Annotated in this window: 12 protein-coding genes; 5 read left to right on the forward strand and 7 right to left on the reverse strand. The window is 41.6% G+C overall.

The window, feature by feature from the left end:
- Nucleotides 1-11: 11 nt before the first annotated feature.
- The 5 genes from BLV55_RS13810 to BLV55_RS13830 all read right to left on the reverse strand — a co-directional run bounded on the left by BLV55_RS13810 (nt 12) and on the right by BLV55_RS13830 (nt 5,295).
- On the reverse strand, nt 12-1,331 hold the full coding sequence (locus BLV55_RS13810; protein WP_093315462.1) for a nitrogenase component 1: 1,320 nt from the start codon (nt 1,329-1,331) through the stop codon (nt 12-14).
- Complete coding sequence (locus BLV55_RS13815; protein ID WP_093315464.1) at nt 1,328-2,131, reverse strand: nucleotide-binding protein; 804 nt, start codon at nt 2,129-2,131, stop codon at nt 1,328-1,330. The genes BLV55_RS13810 and BLV55_RS13815 overlap by 4 nt, the downstream gene beginning before the upstream one ends.
- The gene (locus BLV55_RS13820) at nt 2,131-2,928 is read right to left on the reverse strand and encodes an ABC transporter ATP-binding protein (protein WP_093315466.1); all 798 of its coding nucleotides are present in this window, start codon (nt 2,926-2,928) and stop codon (nt 2,131-2,133) included. The genes BLV55_RS13815 and BLV55_RS13820 overlap by 1 nt, the downstream gene beginning before the upstream one ends.
- Nucleotides 2,921-3,940: a FecCD family ABC transporter permease gene (locus tag BLV55_RS13825; protein ID WP_207646093.1), complete on the reverse strand. Its 1,020-nt coding sequence runs from the start codon at nt 3,938-3,940 to the stop codon at nt 2,921-2,923. The genes BLV55_RS13820 and BLV55_RS13825 overlap by 8 nt, the downstream gene beginning before the upstream one ends.
- Before the next feature lie 152 nt (nt 3,941-4,092).
- A complete protein-coding gene (locus BLV55_RS13830) occupies nt 4,093-5,295 on the reverse strand; it encodes an ABC transporter substrate-binding protein (RefSeq protein ID WP_093315468.1) in 1,203 nt (400 codons plus the stop codon).
- Between the two features lie 109 nt (nt 5,296-5,404).
- Here BLV55_RS13830 and BLV55_RS13835 point away from each other — a divergent pair, with 109 nt between their 5' ends.
- The 3 genes from BLV55_RS13835 (at nt 5,405) to BLV55_RS13845 (ending at nt 6,944) form a co-directional block, all read left to right on the forward strand.
- A complete protein-coding gene (locus BLV55_RS13835; RefSeq protein WP_176968430.1) occupies nt 5,405-6,100 on the forward strand; it encodes a Crp/Fnr family transcriptional regulator in 696 nt (231 codons plus the stop codon).
- A 182-nt stretch (nt 6,101-6,282) separates the two neighbouring features.
- Nucleotides 6,283-6,651: an AbrB/MazE/SpoVT family DNA-binding domain-containing protein gene (locus BLV55_RS13840; protein ID WP_093315471.1), complete on the forward strand. Its 369-nt coding sequence runs from the start codon at nt 6,283-6,285 to the stop codon at nt 6,649-6,651.
- A 2-nt stretch (nt 6,652-6,653) separates the two neighbouring features.
- Nucleotides 6,654-6,944 (forward strand): type II toxin-antitoxin system RelE/ParE family toxin, encoded by a 291-nt coding sequence (locus BLV55_RS13845; protein WP_093315473.1) that lies wholly within the window; start codon nt 6,654-6,656, stop codon nt 6,942-6,944.
- Between the two features lie 90 nt (nt 6,945-7,034).
- Here BLV55_RS13845 and BLV55_RS13850 read toward each other — a convergent pair whose 3' ends face one another.
- Entirely contained in the window at nt 7,035-7,916 is an 882-nt protein-coding gene (locus BLV55_RS13850; protein WP_093315474.1) for an Abi family protein, read from the reverse strand.
- 628 nt (nt 7,917-8,544) lie between these two features.
- Between BLV55_RS13850 and BLV55_RS13855 the strand changes: the two genes are divergently transcribed.
- Nucleotides 8,545-10,251, forward strand: a complete 1,707-nt coding sequence (locus tag BLV55_RS13855; protein WP_176968431.1) for a hypothetical protein — start codon at nt 8,545-8,547, stop codon at nt 10,249-10,251.
- 116 nt (nt 10,252-10,367) lie between these two features.
- Entirely contained in the window at nt 10,368-11,678 is a 1,311-nt protein-coding gene (locus BLV55_RS13860) for a TcaA 3rd/4th domain-containing protein (protein WP_143033226.1), read from the forward strand.
- Between the two features lie 63 nt (nt 11,679-11,741).
- Here BLV55_RS13860 and BLV55_RS13865 read toward each other — a convergent pair.
- A partial coding sequence (locus BLV55_RS13865; protein ID WP_143033227.1) for an aldehyde dehydrogenase family protein occupies nt 11,742-12,149 on the reverse strand: 408 nt, incomplete at its 5' end.

The following is a 12,149-nucleotide window of genomic DNA, read 5'->3' on the forward strand; positions in this document are numbered from 1 at the left end:
TCTTTTCCTCCTTATATCACCAGGTTTGCCTGATAAATTCGCTGTATCAAGTCGCCTTCATAGGGTTTGGCATGAATCAAGCGATGAATCAGTGTTTTTGCTCCCTGATAGCCGTAAAGACTTTCTTCAAAAGGCAGTTCAGTAAGATGCTTTACATCAAAATAGGCGGCGGCATCCAGGCCAATCCCATAGTCCAGTTGTTCCAGCCCGCCCTCTACACTGGACAGGCTTGGTTCCAGATTAGGGATAATCTGAAGATGGGCTGCGTTTTCTGCTAACCACTCCACATAAGGTTTCTCCGAAGGGTGAACGGCTTTTGCCAGTACATACCGAAGGTCCATCTTCTGTTCTACTAGAAATTTTGCCAGTTCAAAGGGCCGGGCATTGATGGTAGCACCGATGGCGACGGTTTTTCCTTCCAAGGGTTTCCGGTTTTGTTCCAGAAAAGCCTCCACGGCTTTTTCTTCTTTTTCAAAGGCCAGCGACAGTCCCAGCGCCTCTTCTATTTTGCGGTACTGCCGGCTGGTTTCTTCTGGTTGAAAACAGCTAAGTACTTCCAGGTAACTCATGCCTGTTTTCTTTTCCAGAGACTTTACGGCATAAGCACCTCCTGGAGCTACCAATAAATTCATTTTGTGGTTGGCCATGGTCTGAAATTTACTCAGTTCTTTGTAATCTGTGATATGCTTTAGCTGATAACCACCGGCTTCATGAAGCAGGGAATGAATTTCTGAATTTTTGTCCACCGCTGCAAAGGAACCAATGGTGTTCAAATAGCGTTCTCGCTTAATGCCCATTAAGGGTTTTTTCTGTAAGTAGGCGTACATGCTGTCCTGCACCATTAGCTCTGGTGGTTTAACGGTTTCTGACATAATGGGATTCATTTTTGCCCGCACCATAGGAATCTGGTGCTTTTCTTCCGCTACACGTAAAAGGCTATCAAAATCCATTCCTAACAAATCATCAATACAGGTGGAAAAAATCATCATGCCTTTTGGTTTTTCTTTGTGAATAAGATGTTCGATGGCTTCGCCTATGCGTTCTTCATAACTTCCCATCACTACTTCGGCTTCTTCGATCAGTAAATACCTGACTTTTTGGTTATCGCCGGTCTGGAAGGAAGCGATGCCCCCATGCCGACCACATCCTACGGGAATCACAAATAGGATAAGAATTTCCGGCACCAGGCAGGCGGCCCGTACAACGCCCCAGCCGCCTCCGGAAGGAGCACAGTAATGAAGGGCACTTTTTCGGTTGGTGTTGTTTCTTCTGGTAGCTACTTCCTCTAACAAATTGCCTACGGGAATGCTATAGGGTTTCCATGGTTTCATGCCAACACCTTCTTTTCTAATGGGTTAGAAGTTGAAAGGGGTTGCTTCGCTGCCGGAGGATGAATCAGGGTATCGGCAATTTCAAAAATCCGCTTTGATACCGGCAGGCTAGGATCTCCTTCAATAACCGTTTTATTCTGTTCTTCATAGGTTTGAATGGCGGCGTCTCTTTCCACGATGCCAATCACCTCCGTATCAGCACTTTCCGCAAAATCTCGGACAAGGGTTTCTTCATTATCGATGTTTCGTTTGTTTAGAATCAATCCTCGAAGTGTGGCGTAATTTCTGTCCTTATAATGGTCCATGGCCATTTTAATGTTTCCGGCGGCAAAGAGAGCCATTTTTTCTCCAGAGGTAATGATTACCACTTCCTCTGCATAGCCATTGCGGATAGGCATGGCAAAACCGCCACAAACCACATCGCCCAACACGTCGTACAGAACAAAGTCCGGTTGATACATCTCAAAAGCGTCCAGTTCATTCAGTAGTTCAAAAGCGGTTACAATCCCTCTTCCCGCACATCCTGTCCCGGGTTTTGGACCGCCGGCTTCAAAGCAGACAATGCCTTTGTATCCCATAGTGGCAATGTCCTGAATCCGGTCACAATCTCCTTTTTCCAATAAATAGTTAACAATCGGAACGGCTTTTTCACCGCCTGTTAGGTTCATGGTAGAATCTGCTTTAGGATCGCAACCAATCTGCATCACCCGATACCCTCTGGATGCTATCGCGGCGGCAATGCTACTGGTAAGCGTTGACTTACCAATACCGCCTTTTCCATAAAATGCAATCTTCCTCACTATACTGCCTCCTTTGATATACGAAGGGGAAAAATTCGTTGGTGTTTCTTCTCTTCTTCTTGCCACTCCACCATTTGGCTATCTACATGGAAGTAGGCGCGGATTTTCTCATCATTAATCAAATCCGATGCTTCCCCAAAACTCTTCTGATCATCCTGCCCCAACAATAGTGCTTTTCCACCTAATCGCAGCGCATGATTAGGGTAATGTGTGTTGATAATAATGGTTAACGCCAGTTCTTCTCTTAAGCGTTCCAGCAGATCCAGAATCATCAGCTGGTTTTTCATGTCCAAATTTGATTCCGGTTCATCCAGCACCAGTACCTCCGGCTGATTAACAATGGCTCGGGCCATTAATACCAGTTGGAGCTGACCACCACTGATCTGGCGGGTGGAACGGTGGGTCAAGTTTTCGATCCCTACTTTTCGGATAGCTTCTTTGGCCATCGCTATGTCGTGGGAAGATGGTTTTGAATAAAGGCCTATGCTGGATGCCCTTCCCAATAAAACCATGTCCAATACAGAATAGGGAAAAATAATATGCTTTGCCTGGGGTACGTAGCTGACTCGTTGAAAAAATTCTTTCGGAGCATAGGCTGGAATTGAAATACCGTCTAAAAGGACTTCACCACTTTTTAAGGCTTGAAAGCCCATCAAGCATTTAATCAATGTGGTTTTTCCAACACCGTTGGGACCCAGAATCGATAAGGTTTCTCCCTTTGAAAGCTCCCAGCTTACCTCCTGAAAGATAAGCTGGTTTTTCTTATACTCAAAAGATGCCTGTTTCATTTCAATCATGCCATCGACCTCCTGTTCTTCTTAACAACAATGCAAAAAAAGGTGCTCCAATAATAGCCGTTAATACGGAAAGGGGGATTTCCGCTGCTGTAACAGAGCGAGCCATGGTGTCAATGACCAGCAGATAAATACCACCTAGCAAAATGGTTGCCGGTATTAACACCCGATGTTCATGTCCCACTATCATTCGAGCAAAATGAGGAATGACTAGCCCTACGAAACCAATGATTCCGGATAGTGATACGGCTACTGCCGTAATCATAGTGGTAGCTCCGATAATCATACTTCGTAGTAATTTCAAATTAACCCCCATCGAATGAGCTTCTTCTTCGGATAAGGAGAGTACATTCAGATGCCATCGGATGCACCAGATCATCAGAATCCCGATACCAATCAGTGGTATACCTATTTTCAGATCATTAAGACTGGTGCCGCCCAGGCTTCCCATCAACCAGTAGACAATGCTAGGAAGTTTTTCTTCCGGATCAGCCACATATTGAATAAAGGAGATGAGCGCCTGAAACAGTGCTCCCACAATAACACCGGCCAACACCAGCATATAGAGCTGTACCCCTTTTTTCGAATGACCTATTTTATAGGTAATGCCAATAGCAATCATTCCGAAAAGAATCGCCAGCCCTTGAATCACAAAATGATTTTCTGATAAAAGAATCCCTAATGCCGCACCAAATCCGGCTCCGTAGGAAACTCCGAGTACATGGCTGCTGACCAGAGGATTGGCAAACAAGGCCTGCAATGCGGCACCGGAAACAGATAGCCCGGCACCGATTAATACAGCCAGTAGAATTCGAGGAACCCGAATACTCCAGATCACCGTTTTTTCCACTTCTGTCCATCCTGGCTCCAGATTAAAAACAGGCGATAGCAGGATCGACAATACCCGATCAAAGGGAATCATATACCTTCCAATTCCCGCTGCTCCCATCATGCACAGGGCTAAGATCAGAGCAAACCCTATCATCATTTTCTTAGGATGTCTTCTTGTCTGCATGGTATTCTCCTGTCTTTTTTATTATTACTTGGATTGTCACTTGGATTGTTGCTTTTAATCATTTTAGTTCTTGTGATCATTCTGTCCCAATGATTCCACGAGAATTTCACAAGGGTTTCCCAAGGATTCCACTTGGCTTTACAGTGGATATTTTATCGCTGCCTACTAAGACCGGAGGTGCCCTCGGATGTTTCCGACAGTGGGTTTAAGATGCCTATTACCTGTTCTTCTGTCAGATCAAAATCATGAAACTCCCGGTAATAGGTTTTCACTTCCTGCTCCATATCATAAGAAAACAGTTCTGGATGCTGATGCAAGGCCATCCATTTCATCATTAGAGGAACATCACCACTTGGCGGGTACCACCGATAAACCCCTACCGGCACTTTATATACCCGCCGATTTTTCACCGCATCCACCTGACTCCAATCCTGACCTTCAATGGTATTGTCATAAAGATCCTGGGGCGTTGTTGCCGTAAAACTGGTAATAAAAATCATCTCCGGATTCCATTGATAAATTTGCTCCATATTAACGGCTGCCGTCACGTCAATTTCCTTGGCAACGTTGACACCGCCCGTACTTTCGATCCAAACATCTCCATAGTGACCGGCACCAGGCACAATGATTTCCTGATTATCATGGCGGAATAGAAATAAGCTTCGTGGCTTTTCTTCTTCCTCCAGTTCAGACGTTACTTTTCCAATTTCCTGCGATACTTTTGAACCGTAATCAATCACTTCACCAACCTGATCTTGCTGGTTAAAGACTTCTCCCATAATTTCCAACCAGCTCTGTAAGGTCAAGAGAGCATCTCCATCTCCCTGGGTGTTTACTCCAATGGCTGTAATACCAGCTTCTTCCAATTGTTTTGTCTGATTAGCATAATCCGCCCAATAAAACACCACATCCGGATCTAACTTCAATAATTCTTCAATATTAATGTCTGTTCCTTCAATAAATCCAGAGGGAACCTCCAACAGTTCCGGGTACATTTCTCCCATAATGGAGTTTTCGATGGCACCTCTAGAACCGGGATGCATTCCGGCTACTTTGGAAATCGGCTCTCCTGTAATGGCATAGATGCTAGGGAAGGGCAAAGCGGTCATGACAACCCGCTCAATATCGTCTGGAATTTCCACTAAACGACCACTTTGATCCATAATGGTTCTGATGGCCACCACGTCCTGTTCGGCTTCTACAGCTTCCTCTTCTGTGGATTCTCCTGCGACCTTATCCGCTGATTCGGTTCCAGAATGACCGGAACCACAGCCAATCAGAAAGATAAGCAGTAAAGCAAACGCCACCGCTACCAGTCTTTTACTGAAAATTTTCCTTCTTTTTTCTCTGTTCATTATCAACACTCCTATCTGCTATTGATTCTCAATATCAACTGGATTATAATATAGGTGTCTGTTGAAAACTATCCAATATCGAACAGTTTTTTTGTAAAGGGGAATGATCATGAGCAATTGTTTTTGTTTGGATTCCATTAAGAATCAAAAGACATCAGATTTTTGGGATGGAATTCCTGCCCAAGAAACGAAACTTATTTTAGAAGAAATTTCCTGCGGGGCTAGGGTATATCCCTGTGGATGCTTTATCGAACATGAAGAAACCGAAGACAGTATGCTTTACTTAAAACACGGTCAGGTCACAGCGTTTATTTCCTTAGAAAACGGCAAAAATATTCCCCTCCGATTTATTCAAGCTGGAGAGATGTTTGGCCTGTCTTATCCTTCTCTCCTTACAGGTAGCCTCACTTTTCAAGTAAAGGAAGAAGCCTCTATTTATTTTTTACGTAAATCCTTATTGCTTGAAAAAATATCCCAGCACCCTCAGCTCCTGTCTAATTATTTGTCTTTTGTCAATCAACGAACCGCCTTTCTGTTAAACAAAACCATCTTGTTTAGCATCCAGAGCAATCGCCAGCGCATCGCCTGTTTTTTTCTTAATGAGATCCGAAGTCAGAATACCTGCTCTTTCCAGATTAATCTTTCTAAAAGCTGTATGCTCGACTGCCTGGGCATGTCTCGCAGCTCCTTCTACCGAGAGCTTAACGCCTTGCAAAAGACCAAAGCCATTGAGTTGGTAGATAAAAACAAGTATCGCTGTTGCCCCCATCAATTAGAAGCCATTATGCAAGAAGAAGTGAATTAAAGCCAAAAAGACTAGCATTCCTGATGCAAACAGGAGCTAGTCTTTTTGGTGTTCATCTCTTTCTTTTTAATTGAATTTTCTTTGTTTCTTTGTTATAATAATTGTAAAGAAATAAAGATATGGGTATTGTTTTTATAAATTCTGCATATACGATAAGGAGATGAAATAGGGAGGTTAGAAAAATGAACGCAACTCTTATGGAGCGTGATGCTATGGATCGCAAAATAATCAGTGTTTCTAAGAAACGTCAGATTACGATACCTTTAAAATACTATAAACATCTTGGTCTTGATAATGAAGTAGAATGTACCCTTGAAGACGGTGCTATTGTAATAAGACCTCTGAATAGAGATTCTGGTGAATTTTCAGTTGAAATTTTAAAAGACCTTATATCTCAGGGCTACTCAGGTGATGAACTAGTAAAGAAATTTGAAGCTCAAAGCAAAAATATTAAAAAAGCTGTTACTCATATGCTTGAAGATGCAGATGCTATCGCTGCTGGAGAAAAAGAATCTGAAAGTTTTGAAGACGTCTTTGACCCGGAGAACTAGATATGTATAAGATACAATTCACTTCTCAAGCCGCACGCTATTTTAAAAAGCTAAAAGAAAAACCGCTAAAAGATACTTATAAAACAGCTTTACAAAAAATAAGCAAGGATCCCTATATTGGTCAGCCAAAGAGTGGCGATTTGTCTGGTATTTATGGATACGATGTAAGATATCAAGGTGCACACTATGAAATTGCCTACACCATCAATGAAGTAAACGGTAAAAAAGTAGTTGTACTTCTAGCTGGCACCCGTGAGAATTTTTATGAACAACTTAAGCGATATATTAAATAGCTCTCAATTAGTGAGGGCTATTTTTTATTACCAATGTTCTTCAAGGTGTAAAAAGACATAAAAAAACTCCCGATTATCCGAGAGTACTTGCTAAGAGGTTCTAAGTATTTCTATCCACTTTTCAGGGAATCCCATTAAATTTGTATCTACCATGTCATAGGATTCTATAAGAGCTTCAAGATTTGTAACAAATCCGTTCCATTCAGAAGAATCTCTTATTAATTTTTTTATTATATACAAAACAGAAAACACTTGATCATTTCTAATGCCTTTTTGCAAATCCTTCTTGTGCAAAATCGGTTTTATTGTAAGTTTTTTATTATATATTCGGCCATGATGAGCACATTTACTTCTAAAGGTTGAGAGGGCATAAAGCCAACTTTTAACATACCTATGGGGTAAGTTATAATAGGTTTTTGAAATGGTGCTTTTATCTTCGTTTTTTAAGTTAGAATAAATTCTAGAAACTAATCCAAAAGATGCTACTTCAATCGCAACCCATATTGGGAAAACACCTTCATACTTATCTTTATGGTGCTTAACAAAGATCTCATCACTCCGATCAATTTCATTTAAAAGCTTGTCCACAGTATCTTTATGAACACTTTCGTCCAAGAAATTATCAGAATTTAAGTAGCCAGTTGCTTCGTACTCATGAGCTAAAGTATATGCAATCTGAGTTCTAAAGGCAATCTCAATAGATTCTAAAGTACCCGCAACTAAATTTCTGAATTTTTTATCGAACTCATATAATGCATAAATATTTTCTATTGATACTCCATCTTTAAATTTATTGCTCTGTTTGCAGTGTAGCGTATAAGCACTCAGGCGATAGTAGCTGATTTTGCTTAGTATGTCTTCTGCAGTAGCTCTATCCTCTATGGTAAGACCTCGAGCCATCAAAATTTCTACTTGCTCGGAAAAAGTAGTTGGCTTTTTAATCCTCACATCCTCATTTTGGTTGGAATCCATCGTATGTTCTCCTTAAATAAAAACGACCCGCCTTGGTACGCTTTAGTAAGAGGCGTGGCGGGTACTGTTGCTATTACACTACACCAGATAGTAGCTGCTGTCAATTAGAAATTATTTATTTTTTACTTTAAAACGCCCTTAAAACCCACTATTATCCAGGCTTTTCAAGGTGTATCGATAGTATTAACGATTGTTATGCCAAGGCTCAGAAGGCTCAAGGCTCAGTGGGGACGGAGGCAACTCGTCCAGGGAGCAACTCGTCCTTCGGGTATTGCCTTATGAATCACCACGTCCACTTATTAATCCACGATCTTTACCAACACAGCTTCCCGAGCCAACCAGTGGAATCCCTTTAACCGTCTGAGGACTGGTTTCAAGGGCGCACTTTCCCTTTACGCCATGACAACGGACGGTTACAATCCACTTTCTGGTTGTCCGGAAGTGAACTGACGTATTTGATTGTACGTTTTACCATTGGCATGTCCCTTATCTTTTTTGTTCAAAAAAGGTGCTCACTCATTTCTTCTTATTGTAAGACAAGTTTTCAAATGATAGAATACCTAAGGAAAGAGCTATTAAAGCAAGGGAAGGGGGAGTGGGACAGCCTAAGGATTGTCCTGCGAAAAAAATGAATAGCAAAATAGTTATAGGTCTATTAATCTGTTTTTCAGTGTTTTTTATTTCTGGTTGTGATAAAGAAATATCAACGGATGCGCCGGGTAATAGTCAATATTCTCAGGAAGAATTGTCTGATTTGCCTGAAAATCCAATATCCGATTCTGGTTATAGTTATCTTGATTTGGATATGGGCCATGTTGTGATTGTGGATGAAGCTTTTGAAATGGCTCAGGATCTGGAAGAAAACTTAAAGAATCCAGATTTTTCATGGGAAGTGTTTGTAGCTTCCTTTGGGTTTAGAGAATTAAAGCCATTGTCCAGTGGGGCGATAATAACAGAAAATGTTGAAATGGGAGTGGATCAAGTCCCTGTTTTTACAGGTATTATTTTTGAAGATGTAGATGGAAATGTTTATGGGGTGAGAAACAACTTTGAAGAAGTAAGGCTTTTTTCGCTACCCTCTTTTGCTAAAAATGATGTCGATACGTTAATTGCATTTTCAGACCTTGTCGATACAGGAGATACAGCCTTGTTGGAAGAATTTTATGAATTGATACGGTATTATCATTACGCAAACATGTCACAAACGGCAAAAAACATTTCATCAATAAATGATTCTTCCGTAGCCGTAGGCTTTTATCTGGAAAAAGATCGTAACGCACCATATCGATTAGGAATGCCTGAAGAAATAATGAGTCCCATCATTGTTTTTCATGATTTAGAAGAAAAAATGTCATTTTCGCTTCGTTTTAGTGCACACTTTGGAAAGTATATCAACACTTATTATGCGGACCGAGGAAAAGAGCGCTATGAAAACCATGTGAGATTTCAACCAGGAGAACTAGACTTTAAGAAACATCTTCTTGAGATGGGATTTGTATTAGATCCATATGCGCCTGTATATCCTGACCCGATTGTGCGAAAATGGGATGATGCTGGAGCGGAGGATGAAAGTGTTTACTACGTATATGATGAAGAAACGGATATATTTCATTTAACGGACCTAGCCTTTGAAAAAGCTGAAAAATTAAGCTGGGAACAATTTTCCAAAGATGTCCCTCGAGAACTGTTTTTAGCAGCAGCAGGCATCGAGGCATTTTCTGGAAGGACATCTCTGAACTTCACTTTAAGTTTCTCTGGATATCGAGATTCACATGAATATGATTTCTTGTGGCGTCCAACGAAGATCAATTATTTTGATGAAGATGGGAATCCTTATCTGTTGATCTTGGATCCTGATCAATTCCGACAGATAGAATTGCCACGTGCTTATAATGATGACGAGTATATTGGAAAGTTGTTTCAAATGTTGGTAGATTCTCCGCAGGGTGCGCCACATGTGATGGAGGAGCTATACGAGTATCGTCAAATGAAACATCTCATTCAGGATAAACTGGAACACTCGATGGATCAACGATTTCGTTACCTTGAACCCGGGTATCCGCCAGTTCTTGAACATGGTTTTATAGATCGATTCATCAATCACGATGGTGAAGAGTCAATTCGATTAGTGCTTGACCGTGGCCTTGGAGTTGTTTCTCGCCGGGACGCCCGTGGATTAGGTTCAGGTGGCGGTAGTCCATGCACAAGTATACGACCTTTAGACTTGGAGCGTTATGATATTATCTCTCCGGTATATTCCATAGACAGCAATGGCAAAATCTATGTTCTTTATACTATGAATGAAGATGGAGCATTAGTACGCATTGAGGAATGATGACTTCACCGTTGAGAAAAAAGCTTAATGTGGTTAATCAAGTGAGTAAAGAATCATCTTAAAACAAGGGAGGGAATGCAAAGCCATTATTACTAGCGATGGTATTTGCAACAATAATGAAAAAAAGCACCTTAAGAATGCTTTATCGTTTTTTTCTATATGCCAGTCTCATGGCAAGTCTTGTGTTAATGGCTTGTGGATCAGGTGCCGGTGCATCTCAAACACCACAGGAATTTATTGAATCCTTGGAAAGGGTTATACAACAAGGAGATGCACAACAACTGGAGAAAATGATGATGGCGGAAAATCATCGGATAGAGTTGGATGAACATCGTCTACAACCGCTTTTGGATTATTTTGATGCTTATCCGGAGCAATGGGAATCAGTAAAAGCATCACTGAATCGTCAGGCAGATCGCCTTGAAGAAGCCGACTCTCAGAGGTTGCAAGAATCGATGGTGACGCCTTTAAAACTAGTGGAGCGGGAAGAACCGGTTTCTGGAATGCGGTATGCCGTCATCCCGCTGGATTATAACCTGTATGTAAAGGGAGACATTCCCGGAACGATCTTTTTTATGAATAAAGAAGAGGTGTCCTTAAACGATAAAGAAAGCGTTCGACATTCTTTCCACGAGATGCTTCCCGGCAGGCATCGACTGGAAGCTGTTTATTCAGGTGAATACATTGATTTGAGAACGGAGAAGGAGGTAGACCTTTTTTTACCAGATGACCAGTTTACTAGTATTGAAGTATCCTTTGACCCAGAGCCTTCGTTTATATACCTTAGATCTAATGTGGGAGAGGCTGAACTATACATTAATGACGAAAACACAGGAGTGCTCATTAAAGACATTGATAAATTCGGACCATACTTCCCGGATGGTTCTCTTTATGCCAGTGCCGGAGTGGAATATCCTTGGGGACTTATGAAAAGCCAGTCAATACCGCTGGAGGATCAAGTGGTACTGTCCTTCGAAGTGGAACCTTTTGATGAATCGGTGAAGCAAAGTTTAATGGAAACGCTGGCAGATTTTCGAAAAAACACATGGGAAGCAGTGCAAACAGGGAATGATGATTTGTTGGAAGGAACCTCTGATCATGTGCATTATATGATTCGAGAAATTAGAAAAGAGTTAGAAGAAACCAACCAGATCTTTACCGCTACTCTAGAAAAAATGGTTTTCGATTGGAATAGCCTTCAGTTAATCAAAAAAGATACAGGCGAGTTACAGGTTTCTATTATTGCACGGGATTATTTTTATGGAGCATTGCACCCTGTCGACGAAACGTCGCCTTCGATGCGCATGGAGCAAAGCAACCGCTTATATATTTTATCCTATCCATCAGAAGAGCAACAATGGTTTCTAGAAGATATGGATGTGACTAGCAGCATAGGAACAGTAAATACAAGTGAGTGGGAGTTTTAATTGTCGGAGGCTCAGTGGGGAGTGCGCTTTCACAGCACACTCCCACTGAGCCTCTGTTCTTGGTTACTTCATGCCAATGGAGACGTACTTAATCTCCAGAAAGCTTTCAATCCCGAAATGTCCTCCTTCTCTTCCAAGGCCACTTTCCTTAAAGCCTCCAAAAGGTGCCTGCACCGTTGCCGGACCGCCATCATTAAGGCCTACAATGCCATACTCCAATTTTTCAGAAACCCGAATACCTCTGCTGAGTGATTCGGTGAAAACGTAGGAAGCAAGGCCAAAACGTGATTTATTTGCCAGTTCCAGAGCCTCCTCTTCCGTTGAAAAGCGTTGAATTGGCAGCACAGGACCAAAGGTTTCCTCCTTCATAATTCTCATGTCCTCTGTTATATCCACGAGAACGGTGGGCTTATAATAGTAGCCTGCCTGATCATGATTGCCTTTATGAAACCCTTCTCCACCGGTTATAAG

The sequence above is a fragment of the Tindallia californiensis genome, from assembly GCF_900107405.1.
Taxonomy (GTDB): domain Bacteria; phylum Bacillota; class Clostridia; order Peptostreptococcales; family Tindalliaceae; genus Tindallia; species Tindallia californiensis.